Origin of the sequence: Denitromonas iodatirespirans (assembly GCF_018524365.1) — a bacterium.
In the GTDB taxonomy this organism is placed as follows: Bacteria; Pseudomonadota; Gammaproteobacteria; order Burkholderiales; family Rhodocyclaceae; genus Nitrogeniibacter; species Nitrogeniibacter iodatirespirans.
The window spans coordinates 161,837-177,563 of record NZ_JAEKFT010000002.1; the positions used below are offsets into that span (position 1 = coordinate 161,837).

The 15,727-nt window shown below is 69.2% G+C and carries 15 protein-coding genes; 6 read left to right on the forward strand and 9 right to left on the reverse strand.

Translation table 11 applies throughout. The features are described from left to right. Positions 1–44 precede the first annotated feature (44 nt). From I8J34_RS02355 to proX, 5 genes are all read left to right on the forward strand, one after another. A complete protein-coding gene (locus tag I8J34_RS02355) occupies positions 45–1,289 on the forward strand; it encodes an MFS transporter (protein ID WP_214359765.1) in 1,245 nt (414 codons plus the stop codon). Positions 1,290–1,456: 167 nt separating this feature from the next. After that, a complete protein-coding gene (locus tag I8J34_RS02360; protein WP_230411674.1) occupies positions 1,457–2,038 on the forward strand; it encodes a 1-acyl-sn-glycerol-3-phosphate acyltransferase in 582 nt (193 codons plus the stop codon). Between the two features lie 200 nt (positions 2,039–2,238). Next, positions 2,239–3,447: a glycine betaine/L-proline ABC transporter ATP-binding protein ProV gene (gene proV / locus I8J34_RS02365; protein WP_214359766.1), complete on the forward strand. Its 1,209-nt coding sequence runs from the start codon at positions 2,239–2,241 to the stop codon at positions 3,445–3,447. Continuing rightward, the gene (gene proW, locus I8J34_RS02370; RefSeq protein WP_214359767.1) at positions 3,444–4,559 is read left to right on the forward strand and encodes a glycine betaine/L-proline ABC transporter permease ProW; all 1,116 of its coding nucleotides are present in this window, start codon (positions 3,444–3,446) and stop codon (positions 4,557–4,559) included. The genes proV and proW overlap by 4 nt, the downstream gene beginning before the upstream one ends. 31 nt (positions 4,560–4,590) lie before the next feature. Beyond that, on the forward strand, positions 4,591–5,604 hold the full coding sequence (gene proX, locus I8J34_RS02375; RefSeq protein WP_230411675.1) for a glycine betaine/L-proline ABC transporter substrate-binding protein ProX: 1,014 nt from the start codon (positions 4,591–4,593) through the stop codon (positions 5,602–5,604). A 51-nt stretch (positions 5,605–5,655) separates the two neighbouring features. On the opposite strand, the gene I8J34_RS02380 is transcribed toward proX, so the two are convergent. From I8J34_RS02380 to I8J34_RS02420, 9 genes are all read right to left on the reverse strand, one after another. Next, positions 5,656–8,388 carry a PAS domain-containing protein gene (locus tag I8J34_RS02380; protein WP_214359768.1) on the reverse strand — a complete coding sequence of 911 codons (2,733 nt, stop codon included), beginning with the start codon at positions 8,386–8,388 and terminating at the stop codon, positions 5,656–5,658. A 77-nt stretch (positions 8,389–8,465) separates the two neighbouring features. Further along, a complete protein-coding gene (locus tag I8J34_RS02385; RefSeq protein WP_214359769.1) occupies positions 8,466–9,125 on the reverse strand; it encodes a DUF47 domain-containing protein in 660 nt (219 codons plus the stop codon). 9 nt (positions 9,126–9,134) lie between these two features. Beyond that, the gene (locus tag I8J34_RS02390; protein ID WP_214359770.1) at positions 9,135–10,172 is read right to left on the reverse strand and encodes an inorganic phosphate transporter; all 1,038 of its coding nucleotides are present in this window, start codon (positions 10,170–10,172) and stop codon (positions 9,135–9,137) included. Positions 10,173–10,238: 66 nt separating this feature from the next. After that, complete coding sequence (locus I8J34_RS02395; RefSeq protein ID WP_214359771.1) at positions 10,239–11,189, reverse strand: GlxA family transcriptional regulator; 951 nt, start codon at positions 11,187–11,189, stop codon at positions 10,239–10,241. Continuing rightward, a complete protein-coding gene (locus I8J34_RS02400; protein ID WP_214359772.1) occupies positions 11,186–12,076 on the reverse strand; it encodes an EamA family transporter in 891 nt (296 codons plus the stop codon). Before I8J34_RS02400 ends, I8J34_RS02395 begins: the two co-directional genes overlap by 4 nt. Before the next feature lie 8 nt (positions 12,077–12,084). Then, positions 12,085–12,702 (reverse strand): LysE family translocator, encoded by a 618-nt coding sequence (locus I8J34_RS02405; protein WP_214359773.1) that lies wholly within the window; start codon positions 12,700–12,702, stop codon positions 12,085–12,087. A gap of 4 nt (positions 12,703–12,706) precedes the next feature. Beyond that, a complete protein-coding gene (locus I8J34_RS02410; RefSeq protein ID WP_214359774.1) occupies positions 12,707–13,036 on the reverse strand; it encodes a cupin domain-containing protein in 330 nt (109 codons plus the stop codon). Continuing rightward, complete coding sequence (locus I8J34_RS02415; RefSeq protein ID WP_214359775.1) at positions 13,036–13,650, reverse strand: DJ-1/PfpI family protein; 615 nt, start codon at positions 13,648–13,650, stop codon at positions 13,036–13,038. The genes I8J34_RS02410 and I8J34_RS02415 overlap by 1 nt, the downstream gene beginning before the upstream one ends. 3 nt (positions 13,651–13,653) lie before the next feature. Further along, positions 13,654–14,214, reverse strand: a complete 561-nt coding sequence (locus I8J34_RS02420; protein WP_214359776.1) for an isochorismatase family protein — start codon at positions 14,212–14,214, stop codon at positions 13,654–13,656. Positions 14,215–14,470: 256 nt separating this feature from the next. On the opposite strand from I8J34_RS02420, the gene I8J34_RS02425 reads away from it, so the two are divergent. Next, complete coding sequence (locus I8J34_RS02425; RefSeq protein ID WP_214359777.1) at positions 14,471–15,718, forward strand: GGDEF domain-containing protein; 1,248 nt, start codon at positions 14,471–14,473, stop codon at positions 15,716–15,718. Positions 15,719–15,727 lie beyond the last annotated feature (9 nt).

The following is a 15,727-nucleotide window of genomic DNA, read 5'->3' on the forward strand; positions in this document are numbered from 1 at the left end:
ATCCGTGAGACCCTGTCGACGCTGCGGAACCTGAGAACATCGTCATGATCAGTGTGATTCTCCCCGTCTCCAGCCTGTTGCTGGGCATGGCCATTCTATTGGCCGGCTCCGGCCTGGTCGGTACCCTGCTCGGCCTGCGCGCCAGCGTCGAAGGCTTTTCCGGCCTGACCATCGGCCTGATCATGTCGGGCTTTTTCGGCGGCTACATCGTCGGCGCCTTCGTCTGCCCGCCCTTGATCCGCCGCATCGGACATATCCGCGCCTTCACCGCCATGGCCGCGCTGTCGGCCGCCGTGTCGCTGCTCTACGGCATGGTTGTCGATCCCTGGGTATGGTGGGCGCTGCGCGTGGCTCACGGTGTGGCCATGGTGGCCATCTACATGGTCATCGAGAGCTGGCTCAACGAGCAGATGCATGACAAGCGCGGCAAGATCTTCGCCGCCTACATGATGGTCAGCTTCGTCGCACTTGGCCTGGGCCAGTTCATGATCGCCATCTATGGCGCCGAGCACATGGGCTCCTTCGCGCTGGTGGCGATCTTCTACTGCATCGGCCTGATCCCCATCGCCCTGACACCGGTCGACCAGCCGACACCGATCCAGACGCCCAGCCTGCCCTTGGTCCGGCTCTATCGGGTGTCGCCGGTGGGCTTCATGGGCGGGCTGGTGTCGGGCCTGGTGTCGGGGGCCTTCTGGGGGCTGTCGGCGCCCTTTGCCGCGGCACAGCAGCTGGACGACTTCCATGTGGCGATTTTCACCGCCGCGGCGATCTTCGGCGGCGCCTTCATGCAGTGGCCGGTCGGCTATGCCGCCGAGCGGCGCGACCGCCGCGTGGTGCTCACCGGCGTGTGCCTGCTGGCGGCGCTCAGCGCGCTCGGCATGTTCATCGTCGGCCAGACCTCGACCCTGGCCCTGGTGGCCTGCGCCGGCTTCTTCGGCGGCTTCGCCTTCACCCTCTACAGCCTGGCGGTGGCGCAGACCCATGACCGTTTCCATTCCTCCGAAGCGCTGGAGGCCACCAAGGCCTTGCTGGTGCTGCATGGTGCCGGCGCGGTGATCGGTCCGGTGGCGGCCGGTGGCGTGATGTCGGCGCTCGGCGCGCGCAGCTTTCCGCTGGTGCTGGTGGGCATGTTGGTGGTGCTGGCGCTGTTCACGCTGTGGTGCATCCGACGCGATGCGCCGGTGCCCGAAGCCGACCGGACCGCGTTCCTGCCGGTGAACCGCACCTCGGCGATGGCCATGGAAATGGATCCGCGCACCCCCGATTCGTCGAGTGCGGCCGCCGACTGAGCGCCGCTGAAGCATCACCGTCATGACGGCGCGATGATGCCGCCGTCGTGGCGGCGATGCGCTCCCACGCCGATGGCATGGCCGGCGGGTGCCGATGATGCGGTGCGTCGGGAAATGCCCGCCTTTTTGCGCCACAATGCCCCGTCTTTCAGACTCCGGGCCTGGTCTTGACGTCACCGCTTCCCTTTCCGGTATCGCCGCGGCGCTGGGCCGCGTTCCTGCTCAAATGCCTCGGCTGGCGTGTCGACATGGCGCCGCCGCCCGGGCCGAAGATGGTCGTGGTGGTCTATCCGCACACCTCCAACTGGGATTTCATCCTCGGCCTGCTCGGGCGCTTCGCCTGCGGCTGGCCGTTTCGCTGGATCGGCAAGCACACCATCTTCCGCGCGCCCTTCGGCGGCTTGTTTCGCCGGCTGGGCGGCATTCCCATCGACCGGGCACGCCCCGGCGCCTTCATCGACGACACCGCGGCCTTCTGCCGTGCGGCCGAGCATGCCTTGATCGTGATCGCCCCGGAAGGCACGCGCGGCTATGTGCCGGGGTGGAAGAGCGGCTTTCATCGCATTGCCCGTGCGGCCGGGGTGCCGATCGCGCTCGGCTACATCGACTGGTCGCGCCGCTGCGTGGGCATCTCGGGCTATGTCGAGACCAGCGACGACATCGAGGCCGATCTGCAGGCGATCGGCCGCCACTACGACGCCGCCATGGCCCGGGACCCGGCCAAGGCCGGACGCATCGCCATTCGCTGACGCCCGGCACCGGCACACGATTGTTTTGTACAAAACTATCGTGTGCTAAAATAGCCCGTCATTCATTTCCCCATCAATCTCCCATGTCGGGCGGCCCGGCCGCATTGTCGAGGGTATCGATCCCCAGCGTCGGGTAGTCATTCCGTCATCTTCGGCCATGCGCGGCCCATCGTCCGACACGCGGATTGTTCCAAGGACGCATGTCGGAAAAACTCGTCGTCAAGAACCTCTACAAGGTCTTCGGAGACCGCCCCCACGAGGCGATGAAACTCGTCGAAGAGGGGCAGGACAAGGCCACCATCTTCGCCCGCACCGGGCAGACCCTCGGCGTCATCGACGCCAGCTTCAGTGTCAACGAGGGCGAAATCTTCGTCATCATGGGCTTGTCGGGCTCGGGCAAATCGACCCTGGTGCGCCTGCTCAACCGGCTGATCGAGCCAACCGCCGGCCAGGTGCTGATCAACGGCCGCGACATTGCCAAGATGAACGACATCGAGCTGCGCGAGCTGCGCCGCAGCGAAGTCAGCATGGTGTTCCAGTCCTTCGCGCTGATGCCGCACATGAGCGTGGTGGACAACACCGCCTTCGGCCTGGAGCTGGCCGGCATGCCCGAGGCCGAGCGTCGCGCCCGGGCCATGGCGGCGCTCGAGCAGGTCGGCCTGGAGGCCTGGGCCAACAGCTATCCGGACGAGCTCTCGGGCGGCATGCAGCAGCGCGTGGGCCTGGCCCGGGCACTGGCCAACGACCCGCAGGTGCTGCTCATGGACGAGGCCTTCTCGGCGCTCGACCCGCTGATCCGCACCGAGATGCAGGACGAGCTGGTCAAGCTGCAGGCGGCGCACCAGCGCACCATCATCTTCATCTCGCATGACCTCGACGAGGCGATCCGCATCGGCGACCGCATCGCCATCATGGAAGGCGGCGTGGTGGTGCAGGTGGGCACGGCCGAAGAGATCCTGCGCAATCCGGCCAACGCCTACGTCAAATCCTTCTTCAAGGGCGTGGACGCCACCACCATCCTGTCGGCCGCCGACCTGGCGCGCAAGACACAGGTCAACATCATCGAGCACCAGGGCATGGGCGTGCGCAGCGCCATCGAACGCCTGCGTGCGCATGATCGCGAGTTCGGCTACGTGGTCAGCCCCGACCAGAAGCTGATGGGCGTGGTCTCGCTCGACAGCCTGCAGCAGGCCGCCAAGGCGGGCGCCGACGCCAAGCTGCGTGACGCCTTCCTGCCCGAGCCGTTGATGCTCACCCCCGACACGCCGATCAGCGCGCTCTACGAGCCGCTCACCCAGCATCCCTACGGCTTGCCGGTGGTGGACGAAAACGGCCGCTACCGCGGGGCCATCACCCGCAACACGATGCTCGAATTCCTGCATCTACAGCATTCGGAGGACGCGGCATGAGCGAGCAGACCACGAGCAATCCCTGGGCCGCCGCGCCCGCGCCCGACGCCACCCCTGCCGCCGCTGCGGCAGCGCCCGACGCCGCCGCCAATCCCTGGGGCGGTGCCGCCCCGGCGGCCCCCGACGCACCCGCAGCCCCTGCCGGCGGCGACTGGCTGGGCGCGCCGCCCGAGGCGCCGGTCGACACCCCCTTCGACTGGGTGCACCCCTTCAGCGACGCGGTGGTGCCGCTCGACACCTGGGTCGACCACGGGCTGGACTGGGTGGTCGAGCACTTCCGCCCCTTCTTCCAGGCGGTGCGCCTGCCCATCGACGCCACGCTCACCGGCATCGAGCACGCGCTGCTGGCGGTGCCGGCTTTCCTGATGATCGTGCTCTTCGGCCTCATCGCCTGGCAGGTCAGCGGCCGGCGTCTGGCCATCGGCGCGGTGCTGTCGCTGATCGGCATCGGCCTGATCGGCGCCTGGGACGAAGCCATGGTGACGCTGTCGCTGGTGCTCACCTCGGTGTTCTTCTGCCTGGCCATCGGCCTGCCGCTGGGCATCGTGATGGCGCGCAACGACCGCATCGAAGGCTCGGTGAGGCCGCTGCTCGACGCCATGCAGACCACCCCGGCCTTCGTTTATCTGGTGCCGGTGGTGATGCTCTTCGGCATCGGCAACGTGCCCGGCGTGGTGGTGACCATCGTCTTCGCCCTGCCGCCGCTGATCCGCCTCACCAACCTCGGCATCCGCCAGGTGCGGCCCGACCTCATCGAAGCCTCGCGCGCCTTCGGCGCCTCGCCCTGGCAACTGCTCAGCCGGGTGCAGCTGCCGCTGGCCATGCCGACCATCATGGCCGGCATCAACCAGACGCTGATGCTCAGCCTGTCGATGGTGGTCATCGCCTCGATGATCGCCGTCGGCGGCCTCGGCCAGATGGTGTTGCGCGGCATCGGCCGGCTCGACATGGGCCTGGCCACCGTCGGCGGCCTGGGCATCGTGATCCTGGCGATCATGCTCGACCGCATCACCCAATCCATGGCCGGCGGCAAGGCCCGACCCGGTCGCTGGTACGAGAGCGGACCGGTGGGCGCCCTGCGGCGCCTGCTGGGCAGATCTTCCGCTGCCTGACGACATTCCACGAACAAGGAGAACCCAAACCATGCGAATGACCGACCTTCCCCGATACCTGCGCGGCGCCGCCCTGGCGCTGACCGCCGCCTTCTCGCTCGGCGCCTTCGCCGCCGAGATGCCCGGCAAGGGCGTCACGGTGCAGCCGCTGAAAAGCTCCATCGCCGAGGAGACCTTCCAGACCGAACTGGTGATGCAGGGCCTCAAGGACCTGGGCTACACCGTCCAGCCGATCAAGGAGATCGAATACGCTGCCGGCCATGTGGCGCTGGCCAACGGCGATGCCACCTTCATGGCCGATCACTGGGATCCGCTGCATGTGGATTTCTACGAACGGGCCGGCGGCGACGAGAAGCTGTTCCGCCAGGGCGTGTACTCGCCCGGCGCCCTGCAGGGCTACCTGATCGACAAGAAGACCGCCGAGAAGTACGGCATCAAGTCGATAGACCAGCTCAAGGATCCGAAGCTGGCCAAGCTCTTCGACGCCGACGGCGACGGCAAGGCCGACCTGGCCGGCTGCAACCCGGGCTGGGGCTGCGAGAAGGTGATCGAGCACCATCTCGACGCCTACGGCCTGCGCGACACCATCACCCACAAGCAGGGCGCCTACGCGGCGATCATTGCCGACACCATCGCCCGCTACAAGCAAGGCCAGCCGATCTTCTACTACACCTGGACGCCCTACTGGGTGAGCGGCGTGCTGGTGCCGGGCAAGGATGTGGTATGGCTGCAGGTGCCCTTCTCCTCGCTGCCCGGTGAGCGCAAGGATGTCGATACCGCGCTGCCCGACGGCTCCAACTACGGCTTCCAGGCCAACAGCCAGCGCATCGTCGCCAACCGCGCCTTCGTCGAAGCCCACCCGTCGGCGGGCAAGCTGTTCGCGGAGATGAAGCTGTCGGCCAACGACATCTCGGCGCAGAACCTGCGCATGCGTGACGGCGAGAACAAGCCGGCCGACATCGCCCGCCATGTGGCCGCCTGGATCAAGGGCCACCGCGCCACTTACGACGCCTGGCTGGCGGCAGCGCGCGCCGCGGCGAAGTAAGCCCCCGGCGTTTCCGCTGCAGCGAACGGCCGCCTCACGGGCGGCCGTTTTTCATGGGCGCGCCGGACGCCGCGCCGGGTCCAGCCAGCGGCGCAGCACGGCATACAGCTGCTCGGGTTCGAAGGGCTTGCCGAGGTAGTCGTCCATGCCCGCCGCGGTGCAGCGCTGACGGTCTTCGGGATAGGCATTGGCGGTCATGGCGAGGATCGGTACCTCGGCACCGCCGGCCAGGGCGCGGATGGCGCGGGTGGCCGCCAGGCCGTCCATCACCGGCATCTGCATGTCCATCAGCACCAGGTCGTAGGCCTGCTGGGCGAACATCGCCACGGCTTGCCGACCGTCGCCGGCCACCTCGGCCGTCAGACCGGCGTCGGCCAGCAGCTCCTGCGCCACATATTGGTTCACCTCGTTGTCTTCGACCAGCAGCAGGCGCGCCTGGCCGAAGTCGCGGGCGAGGATCGCCGCGTCGCTGCCGTCGCCGGCGGCGCGGGTGCGCGCTGCCGCGGTCGAGAGGCCGAAGGCGGCGGTGAACCAGAAGGTGCTGCCCTGGCCCGGCGTGCTGCGCACGCCGACGCTGCCGCCCATCAGCTCGGCCAGCCGGCGGCTGATCGCCAGCCCCAGGCCGGTGCCGCCGTAGCGTCGCGTGGTGCTCGGGTCGCCCTGTTCGAAGGCGTGGAACAGGCGCGGCTGGACGGCGGGGTCGATGCCGATGCCGGTATCGGTGACTTCGAAGCGCAGGGTGACGCGGTCGGCGTCCTGCTCGAGCAGGCTCACCCGCAGATCGATCCGGCCGTGCTCGGTGAATTTCACCGCATTGCCGACGAAGTTGAACAGAATCTGGCCGACGCGCATGGCGTCGCCGGCAAGGCGGGCGGGAATGCGCGGGTCGATCTCGCCGTGCACCGTCAGGCCCTTGGCGCGCGCGTCATGCCCGATCAGGTCGAGCGCGTCGCCCACCACCGGCGCCAGGTCGAAGGGGGCGATGTCGAGCGGCAGCCGGTCGGCCTCGATCTTCGAGATGTCGAGCAGGTCGTTGATGATGGCCAGCAGATGCCGGCCGGCGGTCACCACCTTGCTCAGGCGTTCGGCGTCCTCCGGCAGCGGGCTATTGCGCTGCATCAGCTGGGTGAGGCCGATGATGGCGTTGAGCGGCGTGCGGATTTCGTGGCTCATGTTGGCCAGGAAGGTGCTCTTGGCCCGGCTGGCCGCCTCCAGGTCGGCGGTGCGCTCGGCCACCAGCTCTTCGAGGTGGTGGCGGTGGCGCGCCAGCTCGTCGGCGGCCTGACGCCTGTCGGTGATGTCGCGGGCGAAGCCGACCGTGCCGATGATCGTGCCATCGACGGTGATCGGCGACTTGTAGGTTTCGTACCAGCGTTGCTCGCCGTCGAGCTCGATGAGTTCCTCGTTGCTGTGACCCTGCCCGCTGGCCAGCACCGCCCGGTCTTCGGCCCGGTAGTGCTCGGCCAGATCGCGCGGCCATACGTCCAGATCGGTCTTGCCGGCCAGCGCATTGGCCGAGGACGCACCGCAGGCGCGGGCGAAGGGCTCGTTGACCGCCAGGAAGCGGCTGTCGGCGTCCTTCAGCCACACCAGGAAGGGGAAGTTGTCGAGCAGGGCGCGCTGGTAGCGGTCGCGCCGGGCCAGTTCGGCGGCGGCCTGTTCGGCGTCGGTCACGTCGGTGATGTAGGCCAGGATCTGCGGCTGGCCGTCGAGCTGGATGATCTCGGCCGACAGGCTGCAGCGGCGCGCCTCGCCGCGGCGGGTGAGCAGCGTGGTGCGGTAGTCGAGCACGCGGCCGCTGCCGGCCAGCAGCACGCGTGTCCAGGCGTCGCGTTCGGCCCGGTCGGGCCACAGGCCGATTTCCAGCGAGGTGCGTCCCTTGATCGCGTTGGGGGCGTAGCCGAAAACGCTGCGGAAGCGCTCGTTGGCGTCCAGGTAGCGGCCGGTGGCGACGTCGGAGATCGAGATCGCCAGTGGGCTGGCGCGAAAGGCGACGGCGAACTGCTCCTGCAGTTTTTCCTGCGCCTGCCGGGCGGTGTGCTCGGCGGTGATGTCGCGGGCGATGCCGAGCACGCCGATCAGATGGCCGTCCTCGGCATGCATCGGCGTCTTGACGGTGTTGAGCAGTGCGCGGCGACCGTCCGCGGCGAAGGTGACCCATTCCTGGTTGGTGCGCGGGATGCCGGCGGCCATTGCGGCGCGATCATGGGCGCGGAAGAAATCGGCCTGTTCGCGGTCGACGAAGTCGTAGTCGGTCTTGCCGACGATGTCGGCTTCCGGCGCGCCGAACAGGTCGGAGAAGCGGCGGTTGGCGCTCAGATAGACGCCGTCGGGGTCCTTCAGCCATACCGGGTCGGGCAGGGAGTCGAGCAGGGTGCGCAGGTGGCTGCGCTCGCGCTGCAAGGCGTCCTGCGTCTGCTGCGCGGCCGAGGCGTCCATCACCACGCCGCGGGTGTGCTGCGCGCGGCCGGCGGCGTCGCGGGCCGAGACGCTGCCGCGATAGCGCACCCAGCACCAGTGGCCGTCGCCGTGGCGCACGCGGCAGGTGAGCTCCATCGGGGCATCCTGGCGGTAGGCCGCCAGGGTGATGCGTGCCGCCGCGGCGCGGTCGTCCGGGTGCAGCGCGGCCAGCCATGCGGGGCCATCGGCCGGCAGGGCGTCGGGCGGGGTGTTCAGCATGGTGGCGACGAAGGCGCTCCAGCTGAAGCGGTCGGCAAGGCAGTCGTAGGTCCACAGGCCGATGCCGGCTTCGTTCAGTACCGACAGGTCGTCATCCGTTGTCATCGGCCCTTCCGTTGGGTTCGATCGTGTGCCCCCGGCCATGATCGGGTGCGGGGGCTCTTCAGGATTAACGAACGCGCTCAGGTGATCTTTACAACGATATCGTGCAGGGTGTTGGCGCAGGCGGCCATGCGGTCGGCGGCGTTGGACAGGTGCCGGTAGATCTCGCGGCGCTTGAACATGTTGAGGTAGTCGTCGCCGACGAACAGCGCCGCGAGCGCCTTGCGGTAGCGCTTCTCGACCCGGCGCTCGGCCTTGCGCCCGGCATCGGCGTCGATCTCGGCCGTGGCGGGCGCCAGGGCCAGCTTGCCGTAGCCTTCGATCAGCGCCTTGGCGCCAGCGTCGATCTGCACCGCCATGTCGTGCATGAAGACGTCGGGCGCGACGCCCAGCACATGCATCTCGCTGACCGTGGTCTTGCAGTAATTGACCACGTCGTCGAGGGTCATGATGGCGCGGTAGATGTCCTCGCGGTCGCAGGGGGTCGAAAAGGCCTCGTTGAGGGTGTGCAGGTTGCGGATCTTGAGGGTGTCGGCGGTGTGCTCGTCGCGCCGGATCTCGGTGGCCAGCGCCTCGTCGCCGCACTTCATGAAGCGCACCAGCAGATGCGTGGTGTGCTGCACATGGATCGCCTGCTCGTGCAGCAGGGCGTAGAAATCCGGCGCCTTGGGGATCAGGCGGTCGAGGATGCGGCGGAACAAGGCGTCGGGTAAAAAGCGGCGGGGCGGGACGGCATCCATGGTCAAGGCTCAGGACAAGAAGGGGAACATCGCCAGCAGGGCCAGCGCGCCGGCGGCGGCCGCGGCGGGCAGAGTCAGCAGCCAGGTCTGGCCGATCTCGCGCGCCTTGCCCCAGCGCACCGCCTTGGGCCGCTCGGCCGCGCCGATGCCCATGATCGAGCTGGCCACCACATGGCTGGTCGACACCGGCGCGCCGATCAGCGCGGCGGTGAAGATCACCGAGGCCGAGGTCAGCTGCGAATCGAAGGCATGGAGCGGGCGCACCCTGTAGACGGAAAAACCGAGCGTACGCACGATGCGCCAGCCGCCGGTGAGGATGCCCAGCGTGAGCGCCGTGGCGCAGGCCAGCATCACCCAGAAGGGCACGGCAAAGTCCGCCAGATGGCCGCCCAGCACCAGCAGCAGGGTGATGATGCCCATGCTCTTCTGCGCGTCGTTGGCGCCGTGGGCGAAGGCCAGCGCGGCGGTGGTGAGGAACTGCAGGCGGCGCAGGCGGGTGTTGATGCGCGGATGCGCGGCGCGCAGCAGCAGGCGGGCGAAGCGGTGGATGGCGTAGCCGGCGACCAGGCCGATCAGCGGCGAGAGCACCAGCGCGGCGACCACCTTGAGCACGCCGGTCAGCTGGCCGCCGTTGCGCCAGGCATCCATGCCCCACACCACATGCTCGGCACCGGCGGCCAGCACCGTGGCGCCGATCAGCCCACCGACCAGCGCATGTGAGGACGAAGACGGCAGGCCGCGCCACCAGGTCAGCAGGTTCCAGGCAATCGCGCCGAGCAGGCCGGCCAGCACCACGGCGATGGCATGGCCGGTGGCCAGCGCGCTCAGGTCGACGAAACCGCCGATGGTGTTGGCCACCGCCGTGCCGCCGAGCAGCGGACCGAGGAATTCGAAGACACCGACCACCACCACCGCCTGCCCCGGCTTCATGGCGCGCGAGGCGATCACGGTGGCCACCACGTTGGCCGCGTCATGGAAGCCATTGGTGTAGTCGAACACCAGCACGATGGCGACGGCGATGAAGGTCAGGGCAAGCAGGCCGTCCACGCGGCGGATCCTTGTCGGGAGGTGTTTCCCGCATGCTAACCCTGCCGCCAGCCGGGTGAAAGGCGCTCAGTGCGCGCGACGGTGGGCGCGCGGTGCGTCGTCCACATGCTGCGCCCACACCCGCCGGAAATCGCGTGCCGAAGCAAAGCCGCACTGCTCGGCGACACGCTCCATCGACAGCGTCGGGTCGGCCAGCAGCTGGCGCGCGCGGGCGATGCGCAGCGCCTGCTGGTAGGCCACCACGCCGATGCCGGCATGGCGGGTGAACAGGCGGGTCAGGTGGCGCGGGCCGACATGCGCCAGTGCGGCCAGCGCGTCGAGCGTCCAGCGGCGCGCCGGATCGCGGGTGATGGCATCCTGCACCTTGTGCACCGCCGGGTGCACATGGTTGCGATGGGCCAGCCAGGGCGACAGCTGCGGATCGTTCGGTCCGCGCCGGGCATACATCACCAGCCGCCGCGCCACGCGCGCCGCCAGCTCGGGGCCGAAGCGATGCTCGATCAGGTACAGCGCCAGATCGATGCCGGTGGTGATGCCGGCGCTGGTCACCACCTGGCCGTCGTCGACGAAGACACGGTCGTCCATCACGCGGGCGGTCGGTGCGCTCTGGCGCAACAGCGCGAGCACGCCGTGGTGGGTGGTGCACGCACGGCCGTCGAGCCAGCCGGCGCGGGCCAGCAGCAAGGCGCCGGAGCAGATGCTGGCCAGGCGGACATTGCGCCCGCGTAGCGCGGCCAGCCAGTCGACCACCGCCTGCGCCTCGGGGCGGGCGTAGTCGAGTTCTTCCTGGGCGTTGCCGGCAACGATCACCAGCGCATCGTCCGGCAGCGGCTCGGGCAGCGGCGCCAGGCCCGACAGCGAGACGCCCATCGAGGTGGCCAGCGTCGGCACTGGCGCGCAGGTGGTGATGCTCAGGTCGGCGCCGGCCTCGGTGGCCATGCGCATCGCCTCGGCCGGCCCGGCATAGTCGAGCAGCAAGACATTGGGGGTGACGACGAAGATCACCGCCAGCGTCATGCAGCGCTCCGCAGGCGGGCCATCAGGCGTGTGCCGAACAGGTTCACGCCAAGGCCCAGCATCAGCAGCGCGCCGCCGACCCAATGCACCGGCTGCAGCGCCTCGCCATACACCAGCCAGCCGGCGCTCAGCCCGACCAACGGCACCAGCAGCGGAAAGGCCGCCACCTGGTTGGCCGGGTAGCGCGACATCAGCCGCGCCCACAGGCCGTAACCGAGGAGCGTCGCGCCCCAGCCCAGGTACATCACCGCCCCGGCCGAGCGCAGGCTGAAGTGGCCGAGCGCGCTGGCGATGGCGGCCGGCCCCTCGATCAGCAGCGACATGGCCAGGAAGGGCAGCGGCGGCACCAGACTAGCCCACACCACGAAGGCCAGCAGGTTGACCGGGCCGTTGCGGTTGAGGGTGCGGCTGACCACGTTGCCCGCCGCCCAGCTGCAGGCGGCCGCCACGGTGAGCAGGAAGCCGGCCAGCGGCATGCTCACCCCGTGGGCGGTGCCGATCAGCCCCAGCCCGCCGGCCGCCAGCACCAGCCCGGCCAGCTGGCTGGGGCGCCAGCTCTCCTTGAGCCACACGGCGGCAAACAGCATGGTGAAGAAGGCCTGCGACTGCAGCACCAGCGAGGCCAGCCCCGAGGGCATGCCGACATGGATGGCGGTGAACAGGAAAGCGAACTGGCCGAAGGCGATGGTCAGGCCGTAGGCCAGATAGACGCGCAGCGGCAGCCGCGGCGCGCGGAAGAAGAACACCGCCGGCAGCGCCGCGGCCAGAAAGCGCAGCGCGCCGAGCAAGAGCGGCGGCACCTCGGCCACGCCGGCCTTGATGACCACGAAGTTCACGCCCCACACCAGCACCACCAGCAGCGCCAGGGCGATGTCGGCGGGGGTCATGCGCACGGTCATGACTTGGCCGCGAGGAAGGCGCCGGCGCCGACCATGATCGAACCGGCGCTGCGGTTCAGCCCGCGCATGGCGGCGGGCGAGCGGAAATAGCGCCGCGCCCGCGAGGCCATGCCGGCGACCAGCATCAGGCCGAGCATCAGCGCGGCGAGCGTGAGCACCGCGGCCAGCGCGATGTCCTGCACGCTGAGCACGGTCAGGTCCATGAAGGTGGGCAGGAAGGCGATGTAGAACAGGATCACCTTGGGGTTCGAGGCCGAGATCAGAAAGCCCTGCAGGAAGCTCGCCGCCGGGCTCATGCGCTTGACCACCTGCGGCGTGAAGCCGTCGCCGACCGGCGTGCGCCACATGGTGACGCCCAGGTAGATCAGGTAGGCCGCGCCGGCAAAGCGGATCACGGTGAACACCTCGCCCCAGTTCTTGGCGATCGCCGCCAGGCCGAGGCAGGCGAAGATCAGGTAGAGGATGTCGCTGATCGTCATGCCCAGCGCCAGCGCGATGCAGTCGCGCGCGCCGCTGACCAGCGCGCGGGCGAGCAGGGCGAAGATGCCCGGCCCCGGCGTGATGGCGAAGATGAAGATGGCGACAAAGAAGGTCAGTGCGCTTTCGAAGGTCATGGTCTCACTCCGTGGCGGTCTCGCCGCCCTCCGGCCCGTAGAAAAACACCCAGGTGGCAAAATCGTCGCTGAACGCCTCGAAGCGATGGGGCACGCCCGCCGGCACGAACAGCACCTCGCCCGCCTCGAAGGGCGCGCGACTGTCGCCATTGACGAACATGCCGCTCCCCCGCGCTACCACGTAAATCTCGTCGCGGCGGTGCGGCTGCTGGTGGTCGGCGCCGACCGGCTGGTAGAACTCGACCTGCAGCGAACCATGGCGGAACAGTTCGACGAAGGGGGTCGGCTGGTGAGCCAGGGCTGCGGCGGCGTTGGCGAGGGTCAGACGGTTCATCACGAGGGCTCCGCTGGGCTGTCCCGCCAGTGATAGTCCATCTGTCGCGCGGTCGCCATGGCCAGTTCGGTGCCCATCCACCGGGCCACCAGATGCAGGCTCATGTCGATGCCGGCCGAAATGCCGGCCGAGCTCACGATGTTGCCGTCGTCGATCCAGCGGCCGGTGTCTGCCACCGTCAGGGCGGGAAAGGCCGCGGCCAGCTCGGCCACGTCTTCCCAGTGCGTGGTGACGGTGCGCCCGTCGAGCAGGCCGGCGCCGGCCAGCAGGAAGGCGCCGGTGCACACCGAGGCCAGCACCTCGACCTGCGCGGCCTGCGTGCGCAGCCAGTGCCGCAGATCGGCCTGCCCGCGCTCGGCGCGCTCGTCGCCGCCGGGCACGATCAGCGCGTCGAGCGGCGGGTGATCGGCCAGCGTGGTCTCGGGCAGCACCGGCAGGCCGGCGCGGGCGCGCACCGGTGCCCGGTGGCGCGCGATCGTCACCACCCGGAAGGGCGCCGCTGCGTCGGGCCGGCGCCGCAGGGCGACCCGGCTGGCGGTGGAGAACACCTCGAAGGGGCCGGCGAAATCCAGGACTTCGACATCGTCATAGAGGTAGAGGCCGATGGTGCGCATGGCTCACTCCAGCGCGGCAAGCGCATCGGTGGCGCTGACGATGCGCGCAAAGCGCCCGGCCAGCACCAGCTCGGTGTGGGCCTTGATCTCGTCGGCCGAGTAGCTGCGCCCGCTGCCGGCGTGGGTCATGGGGAAGGTCAGCGTGGCCTCGGTGACGAAATCGACCGAGTAGCCGATGTCGGCACCGACCCGGGCGGTGGTCTCGCAGCATTGCTCGGTGCGGATGCCGGCGATGATCAGGTGGTCGATGCCGCGCCGGCGCAGCCACAGGTCGAGCCCGGTGTCGGTAAAGGCGTTGTGGGTGTGCTTGTGGAAGGTGGCGGCCGGCGCGCCGGGCAGCCAGTCCATGGCGTGGACATGGCCCGAGGCCTCGGTGAAGGGGCCGGCGGCGCCGACATGGAAGATGTGCACCACCGGTATGTCGCGTGCGCGGCAGCCGGCGTCGAGGGCGAGCACGGCCTGGCGGAAGGCGGGCAGGTCGGCCTCGGACCAGAAGGGCATGTGGCGGAAGGAGTCCTGGATATCAATCAGGATCAGGGCGCTGCGGCGGGCGGGGTGGGACATGGCGGGGCTCCGGCGGGTCGGGATGAAGACATTCTGCACCGCGGCCGATGACCGGCGTAATGGCAGAAGCGGACCCGGTGCGGACATATGTGGACATCGATGCCGGCGTGCGCCCGGATCCGGCTGGCGCCGCCGCCGCGGCGGCGGGGGCGTGACCGGCATCACAGGCGCGCATCAAATGACGCACAAGGCTTCAACCGGCTGATGCAACCGTCGTACACTGTTTATAACTTTCGATCTATGTCGGGCGGACTGCATGCCATCGGTGGACATCCGGACCTTGATCCTGCTGCTGGGGCTGGGCAACTTGTTGCTCTTCCTGGCGCTGGCGAGTTTCCGCTTCGTGCAGGCGGATGCCCGCTCCAGCGTCACGCGCACGTGGACGCTGTCCAAGCTGCTGCAGGGCCTGGCCTGGGGCCTGCTGTGGCTGCGCGGCGAGATTCCGCCCTTCTGGAGCATCGAAGTCGGCAACACCCTGCTGCTCGGCGGCGTGGCGCTGGAAGCGCTGGCCGCCTGGCGTTTCGCCACCGGACGCACGCCGCGCTGGCTGGTGGTGTTGGTGGCGGCGGCCGTGCTGGCGCGCTATCCGCTCAATGGCCTCGGGAACGCCGATGCCGCTCAGCGGGTGGTGGTGGCCTCCCTGCTGGTGGCCGGCCTGTTCGGCGTGACCGGCTGGGCCGTGTTGTGGAAGCGGGTCGAGCGCACACCGTTGCAGTTCGTCGTCGGCGGCTGCACGCTGTTGCTGGCAGGGGTGGTGATGCTGCGCGGGTTGGTGGCGGCCTGGCCCGGCCAGGGCTTTGCGCTGTTCGACGCCAACTTCATCCAGGTGGCGACCTTCCTCGCGTTGTTCCTGCTCATGCTCGTCAACGGCGTCGGTGTGGTGCTGCTCGACACCGAGCGCAGCGGCGAGCGGCTCAACACCTTGGCCACGCGCGATAGCCTGACCGGCGTCAGCAATCACCGCGATTTTCAGCGGCGCCTGCGGGTGATGCTCGCCTCGGCCAGCCGCAACCGCTACCCGCTGACGCTGATGGCGGTGGATCTGGATCACTTCAAGCAGGTCAACGACACCTACGGCCATCCGGTTGGCGACGCGGTGCTGCACAGCTTTGCCCAGTGGTGCGAGGCCGCGGTGCGCGAATCCGATGTCGTCGGTCGGGTCGGCGGCGAAGAGTTCATGGTCGGCATGAACGGCGCCAGCCTGGAAGAGGCGACGGCCATCGCCGAGCGGCTGCGCGCCGCGGTGGCGGCCAGTCGTGTCGCCGTGAATCCGCGCGAATCGGTGGAGGTCACCGTCAGCATCGGGCTGGCGACCCTGACCGACAGCGACGACGTGGCCACCTTGGTGGCCCGTGCCGATGCGGCGCTCTACCGCGCCAAGCGCAACGGCCGCAATCGGGTGGAAATCGACGGCCAGGTCTCCTTGCCGACCGGCCAACGCTGGCGCGAGCCGATGAGCGAGCTGCCCGTCGATCCGGTGGCACGACCGGCGGCAGGCCCTTGACGCCGGCCC

Coding starts and splice junctions, on each gene's coding strand:
- I8J34_RS02395 (WP_214359771.1), bottom strand. CDS start 11,189: ATGACGCTGGCGGTGATCTTCGTCGTCACCCCCAATGTCTTGCTGCTC.
- proX (WP_230411675.1), top strand. CDS start 4,591: ATGCGAATGACCGACCTTCCCCGATACCTGCGCGGCGCCGCCCTGGCG.
- I8J34_RS02355 (WP_214359765.1), top strand. CDS start 45: ATGATCAGTGTGATTCTCCCCGTCTCCAGCCTGTTGCTGGGCATGGCC.
- I8J34_RS02420 (WP_214359776.1), bottom strand. CDS start 14,214: ATGTCCCACCCCGCCCGCCGCAGCGCCCTGATCCTGATTGATATCCAG.
- proV (WP_214359766.1), top strand. CDS start 2,239: ATGTCGGAAAAACTCGTCGTCAAGAACCTCTACAAGGTCTTCGGAGAC.
- I8J34_RS02425 (WP_214359777.1), top strand. CDS start 14,471: ATGCCATCGGTGGACATCCGGACCTTGATCCTGCTGCTGGGGCTGGGC.
- I8J34_RS02415 (WP_214359775.1), bottom strand. CDS start 13,650: ATGCGCACCATCGGCCTCTACCTCTATGACGATGTCGAAGTCCTGGAT.
- I8J34_RS02385 (WP_214359769.1), bottom strand. CDS start 9,125: ATGGATGCCGTCCCGCCCCGCCGCTTTTTACCCGACGCCTTGTTCCGC.
- I8J34_RS02410 (WP_214359774.1), bottom strand. CDS start 13,036: ATGAACCGTCTGACCCTCGCCAACGCCGCCGCAGCCCTGGCTCACCAG.
- I8J34_RS02380 (WP_214359768.1), bottom strand. CDS start 8,388: ATGACAACGGATGACGACCTGTCGGTACTGAACGAAGCCGGCATCGGC.
- I8J34_RS02405 (WP_214359773.1), bottom strand. CDS start 12,702: ATGACCTTCGAAAGCGCACTGACCTTCTTTGTCGCCATCTTCATCTTC.
- proW (WP_214359767.1), top strand. CDS start 3,444: ATGAGCGAGCAGACCACGAGCAATCCCTGGGCCGCCGCGCCCGCGCCC.
- I8J34_RS02400 (WP_214359772.1), bottom strand. CDS start 12,076: ATGACCCCCGCCGACATCGCCCTGGCGCTGCTGGTGGTGCTGGTGTGG.